The organism is Metabacillus fastidiosus NBRC 101226, assembly GCF_001591625.1.
GTDB lineage: Bacteria > Bacillota > Bacilli > Bacillales > Bacillaceae > Metabacillus > Metabacillus fastidiosus.
The window spans coordinates 1-22751 of the sequence record NZ_BCVG01000065.1 but is presented as its reverse complement, the minus strand read 5'-3'; the positions used below and the strand labels follow the sequence as shown (position 1 = coordinate 22751).

Here is a 22751-nt window from a genome sequence, read left to right as displayed (position 1 = left end):
TGGAGGACGTGCGAAAACCCCCACTGATGGAAGTTTCACTTTATAATCTGAAATTTTAGAAGTGAATGAGTGTATCATTCGCTTCTTTTTTTATGCTCATTTGCATATGCTGTAAACAAGTTCTATGATGAAAGGATGCGGAAAATGAAAAGTCTAATTTATACGCTAATTGCAATGTTTCTCCTGTTTTTAGGGCTTCAGCAAATGTCTTTATCAACTAATACAGCGCAAAATGTCTTTATTATGAGCTGGCTTGCTTTAGCGCTCTTTGTCGTTGGCGGTAATCTAGTTCATTACTTATATCGAAATAAAAAGGGAACAAAGCGGAGTAAAGTACAGAATGTACAGAGAATAAAGCAGAAAAAGAAGCAAAATATGACACTTCATTGATATAAAAAATAATCACCTTTATAATGGAAGAAGTGCATTTTAGTAAAAAGATGAACGGTAAGGGTGATTAGCTTGGCAACAAAGCATGAGCAGATTTTACAATATATTGATTCTCTCCCGGTTGGGGAGAAAATCTCAGTACGACAAATTGCAAAAGATATGGCGGTAAGTGAGGGTACAGCTTATCGTGCAATTAAAGAAGCTGAAAATAAAGGATATGTCAGTACGATAGAGCGTGTTGGTACAATTCGAATTGAAACGAAGAAAAAAGAAAATATCGAGAAGCTGACATATGCAGAAGTAGTAAACATTGTTGATGGACAAGTACTTGGCGGAAAAGCAGGATTACATAAGACATTGAATAAATTTGTCATCGGTGCAATGAAAATAGAAGCGATGATGAGATATACCGGTGCAGGCAATTTACTGATTGTCGGTAATCGGACGAATGCACATAGCTATGCAATTAAAGCCGGTGCTGCTGTATTAATTACAGGGGGCTTTGATACAGATGATGATGTGAAGAAATTAGCAGATGAATTAGAATTACCGATCATTTCAACTAGTTACGATACTTTCACAGTAGCGACAATGATAAACCGCGCAATATATGATCAGTTAATAAAAAAGGAAATCGTGCAAGTAAGTGATATTTTAACACCGCTTGAAAAAACAATTTGTTTACGAACAACTGACATAGTTGAAACATGGTTTCACCATAATTCAGAAACTGGACATGGAAGATTTCCAGTTATTGATCAAAATTTAAAGGTACAAGGAATTATTACCTCAAAAGATATTATGGGATTTAGCAAGGACACATCAATTGATAAAGTGATGACTAAAAATCCGATTACGATAAATGGAAAAACATCTGTTGCTTCGGCAGCTCAAATTATGGTTTGGGAAGGAATTGAATTTTTGCCGGTTGTCGATTCCTATAATCGTCTTGAAGGGATGATCAGTCGTCAAGATGTATTGCAAGCTTTACAAATGATTCAGCGCCAGCCGCAGATCGGTGAAAAAATTGATGATATTGTCACAAATCAATTTGTTACGATTGAAGACGACTTTAGAAATGGAAATGTGTTTCGCTGTGAAGTGACACCACAAATGACAAATCATCTTGGAACTATTTCCTACGGGGTGTTTACAACATTAATTACAGAAGCTGCAAACCGTTATTTACGATCACAGAAAAAAGGTGATATCGTCGTTGAGAATATTTCTATTTATTTTATAAAGTCTGTACAAATGGAGAGTATTTTAGAAATTCACCCGAAAATATTAGAAGTAGGCCGTAAATTTGGGAAAATTGATATTGAAGCATTTACTGATGGGACAGTCGTAGCAAAAGCGATGATGATGGTACAGCTTATCGAGAGATAGAGAATGCTATACCTCTCTTAATTTTTATTATCCCACTTAAGAGAGGTTCCACAGCTACAATCTTTAGTTCTTTTCTACCTCTTCTTGCGCCAGAGGCAAGTAATATTTGTATTTTCGATAACTTGCCCAACTGCTTGCAAGACCAAAAATAACAAAAAAGATACCAACAACTAAAGTAACAGTTGAGTGGTTAATGAGTAATTGATTTAAGCCGAAAGTTAGTACAAATAAGCTTAGACAAATACTCGCCTTAGCTGAAATCCATTGTTTTTCCATTGGTTTTTTTCGGCCGAAAATCTGTTGGGCTTTATAAAATAAATAAAGCACTAAGAAAATTGCGATAGCAATAACGAGAATAAGCATGAAAAACCTCCATATATTCATTGGAACTTTATTTTATTTATGGAAACTATTTTACCATGTGTCAGTTGTATAAGTACAAATTAATGTTCTAATATAGATATATATAAGTACAATTTAAGATTCTAACATATACTTCATAAAAACTTATGGTGGTGCACGATTTTTGGCTCATCCATTTGCAGGTGAAGCTTGCAAATGCCTTTCAGTTTTAGCTGAAAGGTGCTCGAATTTAGAAAATGAGGAAGAAAAGCTAGCTTTTCTCTCATTTTCTAAATTCGAGGGAGATGAGTCAAAAATCAACTAGGTTTTACAGTAGCATTAGATTGGAAATAGGAATATAGTTTTGCTTTCTCCAGTTGAAAAATCATTTGGCTGTTACATAAAGTACTACAAAGTTATTCCCGAACACTGTTGTTTTATGGTTTAATAAATATAATAACATGATTAAACTAAGGAGAATACTATGAAATTAGAGATTATTAATACAATTAAAGAATACGAGAAAATTATTATCCATCGCCATGTAAGACCAGACCCGGATGCTTACGGCTCACAATGTGGACTGGCAGAAATTTTAAAAGCCTCATTTCCTGAAAAAGAAATTTATGTTGTTGGAGCATCTGATCCATCTTTAGAATTTTTGTACACAATGGATGAAATTACAGATGATCAATATGAAAATGCGCTCGTTATTGTTTGTGATACAGCAAACCAGGCTCGTGTAAGTGATCAAAGATATACTAAAGGCGAAAAGCTGATTAAAATTGATCACCATCCGAATGAGGACCCTTATGGTGACCTGCTGTGGGTTGATACGACAGCCAGCTCTGTAAGTGAAATGATTTATGAGCTTTACACAGAAGGTAAAGAGCACGGTTTAAAGCTTTCTAAAAAAGCTGTTGAACTTATATATGCTGGAATTGTTGGTGATACTGGACGCTTCCTGTTTCCGAGCACGTCACCGAAAACATTTCATTATGCAAGTGAGTTAGTATCAGAAGGTGTGGAGTATACGAAATTATATAATGAATTGTATAAAACAAAACATAATGTTGCGAAATTAAGTGGATATGTTCTTCAAAATTTCTCTGTAAACACTGAGGGAGCTGCATCTATGAAGCTCTCAAAGGAATTATTAGAAGAATATGAAGTCACTTCTTCAGAAGCATCACAGCTTGTTGGAATGTTAGGAAATATTGAAGGCGTTAAAACATGGGTCTTTTTTGTTGAAGAAGAGGATCAAATTCGAGTTCGATTACGTTCAAAGGAAATTGTTATTAATGGTTTAGCAAGAAAGTTTAATGGTGGAGGACATCCGCTCGCCGCCGGTGCATCTATTTACAGCTGGGATGAAGCAGATGAAGTTATTGCACAGCTAACAGAACTTTGTAAATAATTTTAGAGGGCGATTGCCCTCTTTTTTCTTAGTAAGTAAAGAATTCGAATATGTGGATAAGAAGATGAAGATTTTTTTAATATGATGAAAAAGAAGTTTATTCCGCAGCGCGATTAGGGATGAACCAGCAGCCTAATTCTGTATTTTCAATGTCTACGTCTAAATTTAATAATTTTAAATCCCGCGTGAGTAAACGTACAAGCGTAGCAGACTCAACATAAGCTGAAAACCCGTTTTTGATCAGATCTAATTTTTCCTGTTTTAATTTCCTCTGGAATAAAGTGTCCATTTTTTTCACTCCTTTCAATATTATATAAAAATAACTACATCTCTATTTTATCGAACTTTAAATAAAAATGCGACTTGATTTTTTGAAAATTTTGAGAATTTTATTTAGCAAATGATATTTTTACTTCAATATAGACATTCGGTGTTATAACAATTTTAGTTACTGCAAGTTTGTATTGCTTATCATCAAATGAAAATGGCTTCACTTCAATTATCCGCTCCATCAGTGGAATGCTTGTACTAGCTGTTTCTAAGTCCTTTGCTAAAATATGTGCCAGGTCATCTGCTATATCGCGTTCAATATTATTAATCATATAATCTTGCAGGTTGAACTTTTTACCGTTTATTAACTTGATTCTTATCGATTGTACTGTTATTTTTTCCTGGTTTTCTTTATTAAGTTTTTTATAATCTTCCTGATAAATTTGTTTATCTCTTTTCAGCTCGGCAATATCATTTTGCTGTTCTTTAATCCGCAGGCTTTGTTTATCCTGGTTAACACCGTAAATAAATAAAAAAACGGACCAGCTTAAAAGAGCGCCGATCACCATACCAGCGAAGAAGCGTTGCCATGATGGCTTCTCATAATGTGAAGGAATTCTCATCGTGATAAATTCTCCTGTGTTAACCAGTTAATGAACATCCAGCCGGTATGAGCCCCGCCCATTGCTGAAATAATTAAAAGGACTTGTTTGACAATATCCTTTGTCTGTCCATCTAAAATGCCCCGTTCAAAACTGTAAAATGCATCAAATGTTCCGCCTATTGCAGCGACTAAAGCCCAGATTTTTAAACGGTCAGCAAATTGAAACATTTTTGACAGCGGTGGTTCCCCAGTTAAAAATGCACCAAATGCACCGATTAGCGCCCCACCCAAAATAACACCGAGTGCTATAAAATAACTATGAATAAAAGCCGGTATGAAAGCTTCTTTTGTATCCATGTCTACCATCCTCCCAATACATTATATGGACGAACTGTTAGAAGTATGTTCGGTTCATATTAAGTTTTCAAAACATTTGTAACGCAATATGTTCAAGCATATAATGAGGAGAGGAATAGAATGTCGAACGATATTATCATTTGAAAGGTGGGACTTTAAGTTGCCTTTCGTTCACCTTCAAGTTCAAACAGGTTACAGTTTATTAAACAGTGCAATCAAATTAGAAAAGCTTATTGAATATTCGAGGGAATTAAAATTTAAAGCATTAGCAATCACTGATTTCCATGTTATGTATGGTGCAGTTGAATTTTATAAATCTTGTACACAAAATGGAATTAAACCCATTATTGGACTCATAGCATCTGTAAGAGAAAATGATGAAGAGCAGCAGGCATTTCCGATTGTATTGTTAGCAAAAAATAATGAAGGATATCAGAACTTATTAAAAATAAGCAGTGTTTTACAAACGAAAGCAAGCGGTGGTATTCCTGAAAAATGGCTGGAAAGTTACAGTGCTGGATTAATTGCGATTACTGCTGGGAAAAACGGTGAAATTGAACGGAATATTATGAATGGGAATCGGGAGAAAGCAGCTCAAATTGCAGAGAAATATAAGCATATATTTGAGGATAATTCCTTTTATATTGCAATCCAAAATCATTTTGAAAAAGAAGATGAAATGTTAACGAGTGAGCTGATTGCTTTAAGTAAGCAATTAAATGTTCCACTTGTTGCAACAAATGATGTTAAGTACATAAACCGTGAGGATATGTATGCTTATACATGTTTACAAGCGATAAAAGATAATAAAAAAGTAGAAGATAATGAAGAGATAATGCAAACAGATGAGTATTATCTAAAATCATCAGAGGAAATGGAGAAGCTGTTTAATCATGTGCCAGAAGCGATTCAAAACAGTTTGGACATAGCTGAAAAATGTAATGTGACATTGGAATTAGGAAAAGCACATCTCCCGGCATATCCGACACCAGATGAACTGCATGCTGATGAATATTTGGAGAAAATTTGTTTAGAAGGGCTTCGTGAAAGGTTTCAAAATCCTACTGAACAATATTTGGAGAGGTTAACATATGAACTCTCTGTTATTAAAAAGATGAAGTTTAGTGATTATTTTTTAATTGTATGGGATTTTATGAAATATGCTCATGAACATCAAATTTCAACTGGACCTGGACGAGGTTCTGCGGCAGGTTCCCTCGTTTCTTATGTGCTTAAGATTACTAATGTAGACCCGATTCAGCATCATCTTTTATTTGAAAGATTTCTAAATCCAGAAAGAATTACGATGCCTGATATAGATATTGATTTTCCTGATACCCGCCGCGATGAAGTAATTGAATATGTTGCAAATAAATATGGAAAACTGCATGTTGCGCAGATTATTACATTTGGAACATTTGCAGCGAAAGCGGCTGTTCGTGATATAGCCAGAGTGCTGGGAGCTTCTTCAGAAGAGCTAGATTTTTTAGCAAAGAAAATTCCGTCAAGACTTGGTATTACATTAAGTGATGCTTTAATCGAGTCTGCTCCTTTAAAACAGGCAATAAATGAGAATAAGCTTTATAAGAAAATTTATGAAATAGCGTTAAAAATAGAAGGGATGCCAAGGCATACTTCAACACATGCAGCAGGTGTTGTCTTTAGTGAAGAGCCTTTGACAGATGTCGTTCCCATTCAGGAAAGTGCATCTGGGATTTATTTAACACAGTTTTCAATGGATTACTTAGAAGATTTAGGTCTGCTGAAAATGGACTTTCTCGGACTTCGTAATTTAACAATTATCGACAGTATAAAAAAGATGATGGGCCAAGCAGGGAAACATGTTGATTTAAATAAAATTTCTTATTCTGATGAGAAAACATTTCAACTATTATCTGAGGGAGATACGACAGGAATTTTTCAGCTGGAATCAGATGGAATGCGAAATGTATTAAGAAACTTGAAGCCGACCAGCTTTGAAGATATTGTTGCTGTAAATGCGTTATACAGGCCAGGTCCAATGGAAAATATTCCTTTATATATAAATAGAAAGCATGGACAGGCCTCAATCAGCTATATTCATCCACATTTAAAATCTATTTTATATTCAACTTATGGGGTTATCATTTATCAGGAGCAAATTATGGAAATTGCGGCAAGGATGGCAGGTTTCTCATTAGGTGAAGCAGATTTGTTAAGGCGAGCTGTCGGGAAGAAGAAAAGGGAAGTACTCGATAAAGAAAGAAATCACTTCGTCAGTGGCTGTTTGAATAAAGGATACGATGAAAGAATAGCTAACGAAGTGTATGATTTAATTGTAAAATTCGCGAATTACGGATTTAATAGAAGCCACGCTGTCGCATACAGTATGATTTCTTATCAATTAGCTTATTTAAAAGCACATTATCCAATCTATTTTATGGCAGCATTATTAACGAGTGTAATTGGGAATGATGAAAAGGTAGGCCAATATATAAGAGAGGCAAAACAGAAAAACTTAGTAATTTTACCTCCTTCTATTAATAAAAGCGGTTATCCTTTCCAAGTAGAAAATAGTGCGATCCGGTGCAGTTTAGCAATCATAAAAAATGTGGGTGTGGCAGCCATTAAAGAAATATTCCATATACGCCAGCAGAAAGAGTTTACAGATTTATTTGATTTCTGTGTGAGAGTATCTACAAAAGCTGTTAATCGAAGAACGATAGAATCTCTTGTTTACTCAGGAGCAATGGATGAATTTCAAATGGATCGGGCAGTATTAGAGGCGACTATTGACAGTGCTTTAGGACGGGCAGATGACAAGCAGCAGATCAATACTTATTTTGTAGAAGCAGGACTCACTTTAAAATTAGATTATGCAAACGTTGCGCCGATGAAAGTCAGTGATAAATTAAAGCATGAGAAAGATGCTCTCGGCTTTTACTTTTCAAGCCATCCAGCCGCGGCATTGCGTTCTCTATTTGAATCTTTAGGAACGGTGCCAATCAGGGAGCTAAATAATCATACAGGTAAAAAGATAAAAATTGGCGCAATTATTACAAGTATAAAAACGATCCGGACGAAAAAAGGGGAGCAAATGGCCTTTTTTGTTTTAAGTGATGAAACAAACGATTGTGAAGCTGTTGTATTTCCGAATGAATTTAATCGAATCAGCGGACAATTAGAGGAAGGATTGACAGCACTGTTTGAAGGAAAAGCAGAAAAGCGGAACGGTCGGCTTCAAATGATTATCCAAAAAATTATTGATTATGGAGAGCTTGAGAAAGTCCAACCGGAGGGAAAACTTTTTCTAAAAGTTGATGAACAGGCAAAAGAATTAAATAAGTTGTATGAAATAAAAGAAATAATAAAACAATATAGAGGAACTACACCAGTTTATATCTATTATGAACAGGAAAAGAAAACAGTTCAATTGCCTAATAATTTTTTTGTAAATGTGACTGAAAAAAGTTTGTCACAATTTAAAGAAATTTTAGGGGAGGAATATGTCGTTTTTAGGGCGTAACTCTTTACAAAATATTCAGTTATGATATCATTTAAGAATGATTTAGTGGTACAACCACTAGTGTTAAGATTAAGAGGAGTGAGATTAGTGTCATTAAGAGAAGAGGCATTACATATTCATCGAATTAACAAAGGTAAATTAGAATCTAAATCAAAGATTCCAGTGCGCAATGCAAAGGATTTAAGTTTAGCATATTCACCAGGTGTTGCTGAACCTTGTAAAGATATCCACGAAGATAAAGACAAAGTTTATGAATACACAATGAAAGGGAATATGGTAGCTGTTGTTTCTGATGGTACAGCAGTTTTAGGTTTAGGAAACATCGGACCTGAAGCAGCACTTCCTGTAATGGAAGGAAAAGCTGTTTTATTCAAGAGCTTTGCTGGTGTTGACGCATTCCCAATTTGTTTAAATACGACAGATGTTGATAAAATCGTTGAAACAGTTAAATTACTTGAGCCAACATTTGGCGGTGTTAACTTAGAAGATATTGCAGCTCCTGCTTGCTTCGAAGTTGAAGAAAGATTGAAAAAAGAAACAGATATTCCAATTTTCCATGACGACCAACACGGTACTGCAATCGTAACAGTTGCAGGACTTGTAAACGCATTAAAAATCGTTGGAAAAGAAATGTCAAGTATTCGTGTCGTTGCAAACGGTGCAGGTGCAGCTGGTATCGCTATTATTAAGTTATTACGTAGCTACGGTGTACGTGATATTATTATGTGTGATACAAAAGGTGCAATCTTTGAAGGCCGTCCATACGGAATGAATGGAATGAAGGATGAAGTTGCTAAATATACAAACAGCGAGCGCATCGAAGGTTCACTTGCTGATGTTGTGAAAGGTGCAGACGTATTCATCGGAGTTTCAGCTGCGGGTGCATTAACGAAAGAAATGGTTCAATCAATGAATGAAAAATCAATCATTTTCGCAATGGCTAACCCAACGCCTGAAATTATGCCAGAAGAAGCAAAAGAAGCAGGCGCAGCTGTTATTGGAACAGGTCGTTCTGACTTCCCTAACCAAGTAAACAACGTTTTAGCATTCCCAGGAATTTTCCGTGGTGCATTAGACGTGAGAGCTACTCAAATTAATGAAGAAATGAAAGTAGCAGCAGTTGAAGCGATTGCTTCACTTGTTTCTGAAGATGAGCTAAATGCTGACTACGTTATTCCTGCACCATTTGATGCACGTGTTGCACCAGCAGTTGCTGCAGGTGTTGCTAAAGCAGCAATGGAAACAGGTGTTGCAAGAATCAAGGTAGATCCAAAAGAAGTTGCTGAAAAAACAAAACAACTTTCAATTATTGATGCAGAATAAGTGATTCACTTATAAAAACTCCACAGCCGAAGTAGTTATAAAATACTTCGTTACCAAGTCCATCATTTGAAATGATGGACTTGTGTGTGGAGATAAAATTTTTATTTGGAAAAGTTTTCACAGTCTGTACATTGCTTTGGATGATCGAGACTAAACGTGGCGAAGCTTCTTTTTTAAAAGGAAATTTTTATAGATGATTTCATTGAGTTATTTGCCACTTTTATTCTCGAGGATCCGAAAGCGATAAATATGAAGAAATGGTCTATTCACAGTTAATCTATGAAAGATTGCTAATAGGATGTATAGATGAAGCTAGAAAAAGAACAATTGTCGAATGGTAATTGACAGCTTTCTACAACACCTCTATGTCTTATAAGGTAAAGTAGTAGTTAGCTTTATTTTTTATATACTCAAAATGATTAGCAATTAGAAGAGAAGTAGTAGAGTGAATTGAACATACATCCTTATAAAGCATTTTCGTAGAAGAGGAGGTACCATTTTGTTAAAAGATTTATTTGCGAAGAAAAAGAAATATGCATCTATACCTTCTGAACAAGCAAAAAATGATGTACCAGAAGGAATTATGACAAAATGTCCAAGCTGTAAAAAAATCATGTATACGAAGGAACTTGCTAAAAATTTAAAGGTATGCGTAAATTGTGGCTATCACCATCCGATGAATGCAAAAGAAAGGATCGCTAGCCTGATAGATGAAGGTACTTTTATTGAATACGATAAAGAAATGGTTTCTGAAAATCCTTTGAATTTTCCAGGTTATTTAGAAAAGTTAGAAAAAGATAAGGAAAAAACGAAACAAAACGAGGCTATTATAACAGGAGAATGCAGTATAGATGGAAATCGTGCTGTTATCGCTGTTATGGATTCTACTTTTCGTATGGGCAGCATGGGTTCTGTAGTTGGTGAAAAAATTACAAGGGCAATTGAAAAAGCAAAAGAGCTTCATATTCCTTTCATTATCTTTACTGCTTCCGGCGGTGCAAGAATGCAGGAAGGCGTCCTTAGTTTAATGCAAATGGCAAAAACAAGTTCAGCATTAAAATTATTCAGTGATGAAGGTGGACTAATCATTTCGGTTATGACACATCCGACAACTGGCGGTGTATCTGCCAGCTTTGCTTCTTTAGGTGATTATAATTTTGCTGAGCCGAGAGCATTGATCGGTTTTGCCGGCAGACGTATTATTGAGCAGACGATCGGTGAAGAATTGCCAGCAGACTTTCAAACAGCAGAATTTTTATTAAAACATGGTCAGCTTGATGCTGTTATTAATCGTCATGATTTAAAAGAATCATTAGCAAATATTCTTAATATTCATCAACCTGGAGGTGATAAACGATGGCAGGAGAATTAGAATTTGAAAAACCGGTTGTTGAGCTAAGAAATAAAATTAGTGAGTTAAAAGAATTTACAAAGCAATCTGATGTTGATCTCAGTGCTGAAATTGAAAAGCTGGAGACAAGATTAGAGAAGCTTGAAAATGATATTTATGCTAATATGGCTCCATGGGATAGAGTACAGATTGCAAGACATCCGAACCGTCCGACAACTTTAGATTATATAGGCCATATTTTTGAAAACTTTTTTGAATGTCATGGTGATCGCTACTATGGGGATGATGAAGCAATTGTAAGCGGGATTGCTAAATATCACGGATTACCTGTAACAGTTATTGGTCACCAGCGAGGAAAAGATACGAAGGAAAATATTCGCCGCAATTTCGGAATGCCACATCCAGAAGGATACCGTAAAGCACTCCGTTTAATGAAGCAAGCAGAAAAATTTAATCGCCCTATTATTTGTTTTATTGATACAAAGGGCGCCTACCCTGGTAAAGCGGCAGAAGAGCGTGGACAAAGTGAAGCGATTGCGAAGAACTTATTTGAAATGGCAGGCTTGACTGTCCCTGTTGTATCGATCGTTATCGGTGAAGGTGGAAGCGGCGGTGCTTTAGCATTAGGTGTGGGAAATTATATTCATATGTTAGAAAACTCCACATATTCGGTTATTACACCGGAAGGAGCAGCTTCTATTTTATGGAAAGATGCTGGACTTGCTAAAAAAGCGGCAGAGTCAATGAAAATAACTGCACCCGATTTAAAGGAACTAGGTATTGTTGATGAGATCATTTCCGAAGTAAAAGGCGGAGCGCATAAGGATTCGATAGTACAGGCGACATATATTGATAAAGTAATAAAGGAATCTCTCCAAAATTTATTGAAAATGAGTAAAGAACAGCTTGTACAGCATCGCTATGAGAAATTTAAAAGAATTGGTCAAGTATCGTTTGCAGATGAACTACTTGGGGTAAAATAAACTAACGTGTAGCCCTTTCAGGTTACACGTTTTATTTGATTGATAGTTATATAAAGACAAAATTTTCTTAAAATTCCAATTTAATTGTAGATATTATAGTAATGATATTATCCAATTTAGGAATATAAAGGGAAAATATTCCGAATGCTTGAAGTTTTATTGTATGGAACATCCCCTTTAGTAAAGATGAAAGCCTGAAAAATAAACGATTATTTTAAAAAAAGCAAATATTCAGCAATATTATTACACTTATTTTTATTTTTTACATAACTAATAGTGAAATTTATTGTATAATGGGATGGGCTGAGCTTCAACTGAGATATTATTTCACCAAGTAGCAAATTTTCTAAAAGAATTTTTTTGAATACCATCCTGATTTAGAATTTAATAATTGATGGGGTGAGTGGGAATGAAAAAAATTGGTGTGCTTACGAGTGGTGGAGACTCTCCGGGAATGAATGCAGCTGTTCGGGCAGTCGTTAGGAAATCAATCTATCATAATGTTGAAGTGTACGGTATTTACCATGGATATTCAGGTTTAATTGAGGGAAATATTAAACGATTAGAGCTGGGATCTGTCGGCGATATTATTCACCGTGGTGGTACTAAATTATATACGGCTCGTTGCCTTGAATTTAAAACATTAGAAGGGCAGAAAAAGGGGATTGAGCAGCTTAAAAAGCATGGTATTGAAGGGCTAGTCATTATTGGCGGAGATGGCTCTTATATGGGAGCTAAGAAGTTAACAGAACATGGATTTCCATGTATAGGTGTTCCGGGCACGATTGATAATGATATTCCTGGGACAGATTTTACGATTGGTTTTGATACTGCATTAAATACAGTTATTGATGCAATTGATAAAATTCGTGATACAGCTACATCTCACGAACGTACATATGTTATTGAAGTAATGGGCAGGCATGCGGGAGACCTTGCATTATGGTCAGGACTTGCTGGCGGGGCAGAAACGATTCTTATTCCTGAAGTTGATTATAAATTGGATGAAATTGTAAATCGTTTGAACCGCGGTACTGAACGCGGGAAAAAACATAGTATTATTATCGTTGCCGAAGGTGTTGCCAGCGGAGTGGATATTGCAGAGGAAATTGAAAAAGCCACTTCATTAGATACGAGGGTATCAGTGCTGGGACATATTCAGCGTGGCGGTTCGCCAACTGCCTTTGATCGCGTATTAGCAAGTCGCCTTGGAGCATATGCTGTAGAATTATTACTAGATGGAATCGGCGGTCGCTGTGTTGGAATACAGAATAACAAGCTTGTTAATCATGATATACTTGAAATTCTTGACCAAAAGCATATGCTCGATCAAAATATGTATAGATTATCTGAAGAGTTGTCAATTTAAATTTAAATAGACTTTTGTTTTATTATTTTACGGGAGGAAAAAACCAATGCGGAAAACAAAAATAGTTTGTACAATTGGACCTGCGAGTGAATCGTATGAGAAATTATCAGAATTGATGGAAGCAGGCATGAACGTTGCACGTTTAAACTTTTCACACGGTGATTTTGAGGAGCACGGTAATCGAATTGAAAATATTCGTAAAGCTGCTGCAAAATTAAATAAAAATGTAGCGATTTTATTAGATACGAAAGGACCTGAAATTCGTACACATACAATGAAAGATGGTGCGATTGAGTTAGAAGCAGGATCAGAAGTTATCGTATCAATGAAAGAAGTTATCGGTACAACTGAAAAATTCTCAATTACTTATGAAGGTCTAATTGATGATGTACATATCGGATCAACAATTTTACTTGATGACGGATTAATCGGTTTAGAAGTAATTGGTGTTGATCATGCAAATAGTGAAATTAAAACTAAAATTTTAAACAGCGGTACATTAAAGAATAAAAAAGGTGTTAACGTTCCTGGTGTTAGTGTAAAACTTCCTGGTATTACAGAAAAAGATGCACAAGATATCGTTTTTGGTATTAAACAGGATGTTGACTTCATTGCTGCTTCATTCGTACGCCGCGCATCAGATGTTTTAGAAATCCGTGAGCTGCTTGAAGAGCATGGAGCGGGCCAAATTCAAATCATTCCTAAGATTGAAAACCAAGAGGGCGTTGACAACATCAATGAGATTTTAGAAGTTTCAGACGGATTAATGGTTGCGCGTGGTGACTTAGGGGTAGAAATTCCTGCAGAAGAAGTTCCACTTGTTCAAAAGGAATTAATTAGAAAATGTAATGAACTTGGCAAACCAGTTATTACAGCAACACAAATGCTTGACAGCATGCAAAGAAATCCAAGACCTACTCGTGCAGAAGCAAGTGATGTAGCGAATGCTATCTTTGATGGAACAGATGCAATTATGCTTTCTGGGGAAACAGCTGCAGGTAATTATCCTGTAGAAGCAGTTCAAACAATGAATAATATTGCTGCAAGAGCAGAGCAGGCATTAGATTTCAAACGTATTTTATCTAAGCAAAGTGAGCAGGCTGGCAAGACAATTACAGATGCGATTGGTCAATCTGTTGCACATACTGCACTAAACTTAGGAGTAGCAGCTATCGTTACACCAACAGAGAGTGGTCATACAGCAAGAATGATTTCAAAATATCGTACGAAATCACCGATTGTTGCTGTTACTTCTTCTGAGTCTGTATCTCGTAAATTAGCATTAGTTTGGGGAGTATACCCTCGTAATGGCCAAAGAGCGAATTCAACAGATGAAATGGTTGAACAAGCAGTTCAAGAAGCAATTAATAGCGGTGTAGTAAAACATGGTGATCTTGTCGTTATCACAGCTGGTGTACCTGTTAATGAATCAGGAACAACAAATATGATGAAAGTCCATGTTATCGGTGATGTAATAGCAAAAGGCCAAGGTATCGGTCAAAAAACAGCATATGGTAAAGTTGTTGTTGCCAGCAATGGAACAGATGCTGCTGAGAAAATGACTGAGGGAGCAATCCTTGTAGCTCAAAGCACAGATCGTGATATGATTAGCTCACTTGAAAAAGCTGCAGCTCTTATTACAGAAGAGGGTGGTTTAACAAGCCATGCAGCAGTTGTTGGACTAAGCTTAGGTATTCCTGTTATCGTCGGTGTAGACGGAGCAACAGCGATCTTAAAAGATGGTCAAGAAATCACAGTTGATTCAGTACGCGGTGTCGTATATAACGGACATGCAAGTGTACTTTAATTAATTACTTGAGAAGGGTTCTCCCTTCTCTTTTTTTCATTGTTAAAATATAATGATAGAACAGACTAACTTTCAAAAGAGGTGAAGTTATTGCGTCTTCTCATCTTCCTTATTATTGTTGTACCTGCTGCAGAAATTAGTGTTCTTCTTTTATCGGGTAAAACAATTGGTTTCATTCCGACAATATCCTTCATTATTTTAACCGGTGTAATTGGTGCATGGCTTGCCAAAAGACAAGGACTTCAAGCGATTAAAAGAGTACAGGAGCAAATAAGCTACGGTGAACCTCCGGGTGATGCACTGCTTGATGGATTATGTGTTTTAGCGGGTGGTATTTTCTTATTAGCCCCAGGGTTTATTACAGATTTCACTGGATTTTTCCTTCTTATACCAGCAGGAAGGAATATAGTAAAACCGCTGCTGCTAAAAATTATTCGTAAAATGATTGATCGTAATCAAATAACAATATACAGGTGAAATTAGGAAATTTGTTTAGTTGTTAAAGTTATTGAGAAATAGACAAATTCTTACAGTCTATAAGTTTTTGTGAATAAAAATGCAATTTTTTATGCATATAAGGATTTTTGTCATATAATCTTTATTTTAAAAATTAAAGATAAATTAACTAATTTTTGGGTGCTAATGGAATTTTGGAGAACATTAATAAAATTGGCCTATATGTTTAATAAAGAATTAGTATTTTAGGTTTATATAATGAGCAAAAAAAGACTGGAATCAGTCTTTTTTGTTTATAATAAAAATCCATATATCTTGATATATACCGGCCTGATGAAGTGTTTTTAAAATGACAAGGACAACTGGTCCAGCAATTAGACCGAGGAATCCGATCAATTGAAAGCCAATAAACAGTGAAATGAGGGTTGCAAGCGGGTCAAGTCCAATACTCGATGATAAAACTTTCGGTTCTATTATTTGTCGGGATACTAATACGACTATATAGAGTACACCAACACCTATTGCGAGAGGAACATTGTCGCTTAATGCTAAATAAATAATCCATGGAACGAATATTAAGCCGGTTCCTAAGTATGGAAGCAGGTCAATTAATCCGATTAATAAGGCAATCGTAATGGCATACTCTACACGTAAAATAAGAAGCCCTGTTAAAACGATTATTGTCGTAATTGAAATTAATGTAGCTTGAGCACGAATGAACCCGATTAAAGCCTTTTTTAGCTCATCAAAAACTGTTTTACCACTGAGTTTTGCTTTTTGAGGTAAAATCGCAGTAAGCATTTCTTTTAATTTATACCAGTCCTTACTAATGAAAAACGTAGCAAGCAATGAAAAAACAAAAACTGTCGCTGCATTAGGAAGCCAGCTAATCATCAAGGGGATATTTTCTAAGAAATGTTTAATAAAATTGCCTACACTTGATGCAATTGTTTCGCCTACACTTTGAATATAGGAAATGAATGACTCTTGCTGGCTTGCACCGAGATCATTGAATATGGCGGTTAATTGATTATAAAGCGGAATAATCTGATTTACGAAAAATATTTCGAGATATACAATGAGTTTTTCAAAATGATTCGGGACAACTTTAGCTAGATAAGTCGTTCCAGAAACGATTTCAACTACTAATAGAGTTAATAATCCTGCGAATAAGCAAAACAATAAAATAATTGCTAATATAACAGAGAGACCTCTTGGAATCCTGCCTTTAATACTAAAAAAGTTTACTAAAGGATTAATGAGAAAGGCGAGAGCGACTGCAATTAAAAATGGATAAATTAAACCAGATAAATAATAGATTGCACCAAGCCCGGCAGCAATTATACATATAATTAATAAAAGTCTAAGAGTACTGTAAAGATAGTGTACATTCAATCTTTCCTCCTCCTTATTTACTTTTATATAAAATTGTATTATAAGCAGGACATGTTTATGAAAAATAGTTTGAAAGGAGAATCTGCTTTGTTCAGTCAACCTTTATTTTTTCTCCTTATTTTATTAGGGATTGGTTTCATTGCGAGAAATGAATCACTCATTATCGCTGTGATCGTTTTATTGTTTATAAAAATTATTGGACTTGATTCTAAATTATTCCCGGTGCTCCAGTCTAAAGGAATTAATTGGGGTGTCACTGTTATTACGATTGCAGTTCTTGTTCCAATTGCAACAGGCGAAATTGGCTTTAAACAGTTAGGAGAAGCACTAAAATCCTACTATGCATGGATAGCAATAGGAGCAGGTATTGCTGTCGCTTTAATTGCTAAAAATGGATTAACATTGCTGGCTGAGGATCCGCATATAACGGCAGCATTAGTATTTGGCACCATTTTAGCTGTCGCTTTATTTAATGGAGTTGCAGTCGGACCATTAATAGGAGCGGGAATTGCTTATATTGTCATGCAGGTCGTTAAATTTTTCACTTGATTTTTAAAGGTAGATTATTAGAGTTTTTTACAATTAAAAACGGTAAATGAAACCAGCCTGAGAGAACCTTGATAGGAAAAGAAAGAGAAATTAATGAATAAAATTTAAATTATTTATTTTATTAAGAATGGCTTGAAAACTTAGCTGTAAACCGGACTGGCAGCAATGTTAAAAAGGTCGATTTTACTATTATTATTAAGGTTTCAAGCCTGTTAAATGTACTATATATTAAAAAAAATGCAGGTATTTTAAATTGGTATATATTATGAGAGTGACAAAGAGAAGCAAAAAAGATAAAGCGAAAAAGGTTAACATTATACAGATAATTGTTTATAATATACATAGGCTTAAATAAAATGCCTCATTTTTCTTTAAAATGGTCATAACTGATACACTCTGTTGTGGCTTTTCTTTTACTAAAAAATGTAAGCATTTTCTTTTTTTATGGAAAAAGAGACATATCCTTGATATAAAAAAGGAAAGGCTCTCTTACAAATAAAAAGAGAAATATTTGCATTTAGGCAATTGCACGGGCATATAAAAGTTCAAAGGCAATTAATAGGAAGACAGTTTTTTTGAACTTCTAAAGAATATGGGGAAACTCTAATGAAGGAGATGTTATTATGACAGCAACACGTGGTCTTGAAGGGATAGTAGCTACTACATCATCTGTAAGCTCAATCATTGACGATACACTTACATATGTTGGGTATAGCATTGATGACTTAGCGGAAAATGCTAGTTTCGAAGAAGTGGTTTATTTGCTATGGCATCGAAAGCTACCTACATCCGAACAATTAGACGAAATTCGAAAGCAACTTTCAGAAAATGCAAAAATTCCACAACAGGTAGTAGACCACTTTAAATCCTATCCTATTGAAAAAGTACATCCAATGGCTGCACTTAGAACAGCAGTCTCTTTACTAGGTTTATTTGATGAAGAAGCGGATGTAATGGATCCTCAAGCTAATTACAGAAAGGCAATTCGCTTACAAGCACAGCTACCTACAGTAGTCGCAGCATTTGCTAGAGTTCGCAAAGGGTTAGAGCCAATCGAACCGAGAACAGATTTAGCAATTGCTGAAAACTTCCTTTATATGTTATCAGGTGAAGAGCCTAGTGACATTGCGGTTGAAGCTTTTAATAAGGCACTTGTACTACATGCAGATCATGAGTTAAACGCCTCTACTTTTACTGCTAGAGTATGTGTCGCAACACTTTCTGATGTTTATTCAGGTATTACAGCTGCAATCGGAGCGCTTAAAGGTCCATTACATGGCGGCGCAAACGAAGCTGTTATGAAAATGCTTAATGAAATAGGCGATATTCAGAACGTAGAGAGCTATGTGAAGGATAAATTTGATCGTAAAGAAAAAATTATGGGCTTTGGACACCGTGTTTATAGAAAAGGTGACCCAAGAGCAAAACATTTACGAACAATGTCTGAGAAGCTTACAAGTATAACTGGTGATTCAAAATTGTATGAGATGTCATTAAAAATTGAAGAGCTCGTGACATCTAAAAAGCCATTACCGCCAAATGTAGACTTCTACTCAGCTTCTGTTTATCACAGCTTAGGTATCGACCATGATCTATTCACACCAATTTTTGCAATGAGCCGTGTGTCTGGCTGGTTAGCGCATATTCTTGAACAATACGATAATAATCGACTTATCCGTCCTCGTGCTGACTATACTGGTGCAGTTAATCAAGTATACGTGCCGATTGAAAAGCGCGTTTAAATATATAGGGGCTGTAGCATTCAGTAGATAAAGATGCTTTAAGCAGCCCCATATGAAAGTAATTGCTATTTTATTACATAACATATTTTGAATATGAAAAACTATAGGAAAAGCCTGCAATTTTAATTTAAAGCTTTTATACTATATACTAGTAAAGTGTTATAAATTTTAGAATTTGAATACATATTAGGGAGGTCTTTTTTGTGACAAAAGGTGAAAAAATTACAGTAACAAATGGTGTACTAAACGTACCAAACAATCCAGTTATTCCATTTATCGAAGGTGACGGTACTGGTCCAGATATCTGGGCAGCTGCATCACGTGTTTTAGAAGCTTCTGTTGAAAAAGCTTATAATGGTGAAAAGGAAATTGTTTGGAAAGAAGTTTTAGCAGGAGAGAAAGCTTTTAACCAAACAGGTGAATGGCTGCCAAATGAAACTTTAGATTCTATCCGTGAATATTTCATCGCAATTAAAGGACCGTTAACTACTCCAATCGGCGGAGGAATCCGTTCATTAAACGTTGCTTTACGTCAAGAACTTGATCTATTCACTTGCTTGCGTCCGGTTCGTTATTTCACAGGAGTTCCGTCTCCAGTTAAACGACCAGAAGATACTGATATGGTAATTTTCCGTGAAAATACAGAAGATATTTATGCTGGTATTGAATATGCAAAAGGATCTGAAGAAGTAGAGAAATTAATTAATTTCTTAAAAACTGAATTAGGTGTTAATAAAATTCGTTTCCCTGAAACATCTGGAATCGGTATTAAGCCTGTTTCTGAAGAAGGAACACAGCGTTTAGTTCGTTCTGCAATTAATTATGCAATCGAAAACAACCGTAAATCTGTAACACTTGTTCATAAAGGAAACATTATGAAATTTACAGAAGGCGCGTTTAAAAACTGGGGATATGAATTAGCTGAAAAAGAATTTGGCGATAAAGTATTTACATGGGCAGAATACGACCGAATTGCAGAAGCTGAAGGCAAAGATGCTGCAAATAAGGCACAAGAGACAGCCGAAGCTGCTGGTAAAATTATTATTAAAGATGCAATTGCAGATATTTTCTTACAACAAATTCTTACACGTCCGCGTGAATTCGATGTTGTTGCAACGATGAATTTAAATGGAGACTATATCTCTGATGCTTTAGCAGCTCAAGTTGGTGGAATTGGTATTGCACCAGGGGCTAATATTAACTATGAATCAGGACATGCGATTTTCGAAGCTACTCATGGAACAGCTCCTAAATATGCTGGACTTGATAAAGTAAATCCATCATCTGTTATCCTTTCAGGTGTACTTATGCTTGAACATTTAGGCTGGACAGAAGCTGCGAATCTTATCATTGATTCAATGGAGAAAACAATTGCTTCAAAAGTTGTAACATATGACTTTGCTCGTTTAATGAACGGAGCAACAGAAGTAAAATGTTCTGAATTTGCTAATGAATTAATCAAAAACATGGATTAATAAGTGTAAAACTTTAAGCAATCGGCTGTAAACCGATTGCTTAAAGTCTTAAAAAGATTAGAATAGATAAAATGGTAAAGGGGCTGTTACTATGGCAATTAAACGTAAAAAGGTATCGGTAATCGGTGGAGGATTCACAGGTGCAACAACTGCATTTTTAGTAGCACAAAAGGAGCTTGGCGATGTTGTGCTAGTTGATATTCCTCAAATGGATAACCCGACAAAAGGGAAGGCACTTGATATGTTAGAAGCGAGTCCAGTTCAAGGATTTGATGCTAATGTAACAGGTACTTCAAATTATGAAGATACTGCAGGATCTGACATTGTCATTATTACTGCTGGGATTGCAAGAAAACCTGGAATGAGCCGTGATGATCTTGTGGCAACAAACGCAAAAATTATGGCAAGTGTTACAAAAGAAATCGTTAAATATTCACCAGACTGTACGATTATTGTTTTAACAAACCCAGTTGATGCAATGACATATACAGTATATAAAGAATCCGGATTCCCGAAAAACCGTGTAATCGGTCAATCAGGTGTGCTTGATACAGCAAGATTCCGTACATTTGTAGCACAGGAGCTTAATGTATCAGTAAAAGATGTAACAGGGTTCGTTTTAGGTGGACACGGTGATGATATGGTACCGCTTGTTAGATATTCATATGCTGGCGGAATTCCGCTTGAAACATTAATTCCAAAAGACCGCTTAGATGCAATCGTTGAAAGAACTCGTAAAGGCGGCGGGGAAATCGTTAATTTATTAGGAAACGGCAGTGCATACTATGCACCTGCAGCGTCTTTAGTTGAAATGGCAGAGGCTATTTTAAAAGACCAGCGCCGAGTATTAGCAACAATTGCATATCTTGAAGGCGAATATGGTTTTGATGGAATATACTTAGGTGTACCGACTATTTTAGGTGGAAACGGTATCGAGAAAATTATTGAGTTAGACTTAACTGATGAAGAAAAAGCAGCACTTAATGTATCTGCTGAATCAGTTAAAGCTGTAATGAAAGTATTATCTTAATAGAAAATGAAAGAAAGTTGGGGTTACCCAATTTTCTTTTCGTTTATTTTGAATTAATAAATCTTTTATTTCAACAATTGAAATCGCTTACAAATTGAACGGGGTGATTTGGAATGCTTGTAGGAAAAAAGAGAAAAATAGGACGGCGTTTTGAAGAAATTGAAATAGGAGAAAAATTAATACTTACTGAGAAGATGGAAGATAAAGATTTACTGCTTTATTTAGGTTTAACAAATGATTCAAATCCTTTATATATTCAGCATGACTATGTATCACAAACTCCATATGAAAAGCCGCTCGTGCCAAATATTATGCTAACGGGAATTATTACTTCGGCAGTTTCGAAATATTTACCAGGTCCAGGAAGTTATATTACAAAACAAAATTTATCTTTTTTAATGCCAGTTTATCATTACAGTATGATCCAGTTCTTTTTTGAAGTTATAAAAAGAGAGGAAGGAAAGAAAGAAGTTATTGTCGATGTAAAGGCATTGGATGAAGAAGAAAATATAGTCATTCAAGGAGAAATTACTGTACGGCCACCGTATCAATTACAAGCTATCGATGATAATGTTTTAGAAAACTTCTAAATTATATAAGTGCAAATTAATATTGCAACACATATGGTCGATGAAATTTTTCTAATCTATTGTGTCAGTTTGCTAATATTGAGAATTTTGCTAATATACAAATGTCTGATTTTTCAAAATATACTTATATAACATGGTACCAGTTTGTTAAATAAGTATAAGACTAGAAAAATCAGACATTTTAATTTCACTTTTCCCTCATCATTAGATAGAATAGGAATGTATATAAATATATGAAAATTCGACAAATTTTATGTATCTAAGCTAAATAATTTCGTTAATTTTAGCTTATTTAAAATGAGCCGAAATCCATGCTACAATAGTTTTGCTTACAAAGAAAGATAGAAACCAGATAGTGTATGTTTAAAAAGTACATTTGTATTTATCCCGGCCTTAACGAGCAGTAA

20 protein-coding genes are annotated in these 22751 nt (G+C 35.3%); 15 read left to right on the top strand and 5 right to left on the bottom strand.

Annotated features, from left to right (window positions below):
* Positions 1–144 precede the first annotated feature (144 nt).
* Entirely contained in the window at positions 145–390 is a 246-nt protein-coding gene (locus BFA01S_RS14680; protein WP_066232068.1) for a hypothetical protein, read from the top strand.
* Between the two features lie 72 nt (positions 391–462).
* Positions 463–1779 carry a DRTGG domain-containing protein gene (locus tag BFA01S_RS14675; RefSeq protein WP_066232061.1) on the top strand — a complete coding sequence of 439 codons (1317 nt, stop codon included), beginning with the start codon at positions 463–465 and terminating at the stop codon, positions 1777–1779.
* 63 nt (positions 1780–1842) lie between these two features.
* Here BFA01S_RS14675 and BFA01S_RS14670 read toward each other — a convergent pair whose 3' ends face one another.
* Positions 1843–2163: a YtpI family protein gene (locus tag BFA01S_RS14670; protein ID WP_235843035.1), complete on the bottom strand. Its 321-nt coding sequence runs from the start codon at positions 2161–2163 to the stop codon at positions 1843–1845.
* Between the two features lie 442 nt (positions 2164–2605).
* Here BFA01S_RS14670 and BFA01S_RS14665 point away from each other — a divergent pair, with 442 nt between their 5' ends.
* On the top strand, positions 2606–3538 hold the full coding sequence (locus tag BFA01S_RS14665) for a DHH family phosphoesterase (protein ID WP_066232054.1): 933 nt from the start codon (positions 2606–2608) through the stop codon (positions 3536–3538).
* Between the two features lie 97 nt (positions 3539–3635).
* Here the strand turns inward: BFA01S_RS14665 and BFA01S_RS14660 are convergent, their stop codons facing one another.
* The 3 genes from BFA01S_RS14660 to ytrH all read right to left on the bottom strand — a co-directional run bounded on the left by BFA01S_RS14660 (position 3636) and on the right by ytrH (position 4769).
* Positions 3636–3827 (bottom strand): YtzJ family protein, encoded by a 192-nt coding sequence (locus BFA01S_RS14660; protein WP_066232050.1) that lies wholly within the window; start codon positions 3825–3827, stop codon positions 3636–3638.
* A gap of 100 nt (positions 3828–3927) precedes the next feature.
* A complete protein-coding gene (ytrI, locus tag BFA01S_RS14655) occupies positions 3928–4431 on the bottom strand; it encodes a sporulation membrane protein YtrI (RefSeq protein WP_066232048.1) in 504 nt (167 codons plus the stop codon).
* Positions 4428–4769 carry a sporulation membrane protein YtrH gene (gene ytrH / locus BFA01S_RS14650; RefSeq protein WP_066232044.1) on the bottom strand — a complete coding sequence of 114 codons (342 nt, stop codon included), beginning with the start codon at positions 4767–4769 and terminating at the stop codon, positions 4428–4430. The genes ytrI and ytrH overlap by 4 nt, the downstream gene beginning before the upstream one ends.
* A 160-nt stretch (positions 4770–4929) precedes the next feature.
* Between ytrH and dnaE the strand changes: the two genes are divergently transcribed.
* The 7 genes from dnaE to BFA01S_RS14615 all read left to right on the top strand — a co-directional run bounded on the left by dnaE (position 4930) and on the right by BFA01S_RS14615 (position 15584).
* Positions 4930–8274: a DNA polymerase III subunit alpha gene (gene dnaE, locus BFA01S_RS14645; protein WP_066232041.1), complete on the top strand. Its 3345-nt coding sequence runs from the start codon at positions 4930–4932 to the stop codon at positions 8272–8274.
* 87 nt (positions 8275–8361) lie between these two features.
* Complete coding sequence (gene ystJ / locus BFA01S_RS14640) at positions 8362–9597, top strand: NADP-dependent malic enzyme (RefSeq protein WP_066232035.1); 1236 nt, start codon at positions 8362–8364, stop codon at positions 9595–9597.
* A gap of 499 nt (positions 9598–10096) precedes the next feature.
* Positions 10097–10969 (top strand): acetyl-CoA carboxylase, carboxyltransferase subunit beta, encoded by an 873-nt coding sequence (gene accD / locus BFA01S_RS14635; protein WP_066232032.1) that lies wholly within the window; start codon positions 10097–10099, stop codon positions 10967–10969.
* A complete protein-coding gene (accA, locus tag BFA01S_RS14630) occupies positions 10954–11931 on the top strand; it encodes an acetyl-CoA carboxylase carboxyl transferase subunit alpha (protein ID WP_066232028.1) in 978 nt (325 codons plus the stop codon). The genes accD and accA overlap by 16 nt, the downstream gene beginning before the upstream one ends.
* 409 nt (positions 11932–12340) lie before the next feature.
* A complete protein-coding gene (gene pfkA, locus BFA01S_RS14625; RefSeq protein WP_066232025.1) occupies positions 12341–13300 on the top strand; it encodes a 6-phosphofructokinase in 960 nt (319 codons plus the stop codon).
* A 46-nt stretch (positions 13301–13346) separates the two neighbouring features.
* On the top strand, positions 13347–15107 hold the full coding sequence (gene pyk, locus BFA01S_RS14620) for a pyruvate kinase (RefSeq protein WP_066232020.1): 1761 nt from the start codon (positions 13347–13349) through the stop codon (positions 15105–15107).
* 81 nt (positions 15108–15188) lie between these two features.
* A complete protein-coding gene (locus BFA01S_RS14615; RefSeq protein ID WP_327998932.1) occupies positions 15189–15584 on the top strand; it encodes an FxsA family protein in 396 nt (131 codons plus the stop codon).
* Between the two features lie 258 nt (positions 15585–15842).
* Here the strand turns inward: BFA01S_RS14615 and ytvI are convergent, their stop codons facing one another.
* Positions 15843–16958 (bottom strand): sporulation integral membrane protein YtvI, encoded by a 1116-nt coding sequence (ytvI, locus tag BFA01S_RS14610; RefSeq protein ID WP_066232014.1) that lies wholly within the window; start codon positions 16956–16958, stop codon positions 15843–15845.
* A 57-nt stretch (positions 16959–17015) separates the two neighbouring features.
* On the opposite strand from ytvI, the gene BFA01S_RS14605 reads away from it, so the two are divergent.
* The 5 genes from BFA01S_RS14605 to BFA01S_RS14585 all read left to right on the top strand — a co-directional run bounded on the left by BFA01S_RS14605 (position 17016) and on the right by BFA01S_RS14585 (position 22344).
* Positions 17016–17507, top strand: coding sequence for a DUF441 domain-containing protein (locus tag BFA01S_RS14605; protein WP_412758779.1), 492 nt, complete (start codon positions 17016–17018; stop codon positions 17505–17507).
* Between the two features lie 623 nt (positions 17508–18130).
* Complete coding sequence (gene citZ, locus BFA01S_RS14600; protein ID WP_066232011.1) at positions 18131–19249, top strand: citrate synthase; 1119 nt, start codon at positions 18131–18133, stop codon at positions 19247–19249.
* 203 nt (positions 19250–19452) lie between these two features.
* Positions 19453–20724, top strand: coding sequence for an NADP-dependent isocitrate dehydrogenase (gene icd, locus BFA01S_RS14595; RefSeq protein WP_066232008.1), 1272 nt, complete (start codon positions 19453–19455; stop codon positions 20722–20724).
* Between the two features lie 91 nt (positions 20725–20815).
* Positions 20816–21754: a malate dehydrogenase gene (gene mdh / locus BFA01S_RS14590; protein ID WP_066232005.1), complete on the top strand. Its 939-nt coding sequence runs from the start codon at positions 20816–20818 to the stop codon at positions 21752–21754.
* A 113-nt stretch (positions 21755–21867) separates the two neighbouring features.
* Entirely contained in the window at positions 21868–22344 is a 477-nt protein-coding gene (locus BFA01S_RS14585; protein ID WP_066232002.1) for a hotdog family protein, read from the top strand.
* Positions 22345–22751: the final 407 nt, after the last annotated feature.

Coding starts and splice junctions, on each gene's coding strand:
- BFA01S_RS14680 (WP_066232068.1), top strand. CDS start 145: ATGAAAAGTCTAATTTATACGCTAATTGCAATGTTTCTCCTGTTTTTA.
- BFA01S_RS14670 (WP_235843035.1), bottom strand. CDS start 2,163: ATGAATATATGGAGGTTTTTCATGCTTATTCTCGTTATTGCTATCGCA.
- BFA01S_RS14665 (WP_066232054.1), top strand. CDS start 2,606: ATGAAATTAGAGATTATTAATACAATTAAAGAATACGAGAAAATTATT.
- BFA01S_RS14660 (WP_066232050.1), bottom strand. CDS start 3,827: ATGGACACTTTATTCCAGAGGAAATTAAAACAGGAAAAATTAGATCTG.
- ytrI (WP_066232048.1), bottom strand. CDS start 4,431: ATGAGAATTCCTTCACATTATGAGAAGCCATCATGGCAACGCTTCTTC.
- ytrH (WP_066232044.1), bottom strand. CDS start 4,769: ATGGATACAAAAGAAGCTTTCATACCGGCTTTTATTCATAGTTATTTT.
- accA (WP_066232028.1), top strand. CDS start 10,954: ATGGCAGGAGAATTAGAATTTGAAAAACCGGTTGTTGAGCTAAGAAAT.
- pfkA (WP_066232025.1), top strand. CDS start 12,341: ATGAAAAAAATTGGTGTGCTTACGAGTGGTGGAGACTCTCCGGGAATG.
- pyk (WP_066232020.1), top strand. CDS start 13,347: ATGCGGAAAACAAAAATAGTTTGTACAATTGGACCTGCGAGTGAATCG.
- BFA01S_RS14605 (WP_412758779.1), top strand. CDS start 17,016: ATGAAAAATAGTTTGAAAGGAGAATCTGCTTTGTTCAGTCAACCTTTA.
- citZ (WP_066232011.1), top strand. CDS start 18,131: ATGACAGCAACACGTGGTCTTGAAGGGATAGTAGCTACTACATCATCT.
- mdh (WP_066232005.1), top strand. CDS start 20,816: ATGGCAATTAAACGTAAAAAGGTATCGGTAATCGGTGGAGGATTCACA.
- BFA01S_RS14585 (WP_066232002.1), top strand. CDS start 21,868: ATGCTTGTAGGAAAAAAGAGAAAAATAGGACGGCGTTTTGAAGAAATT.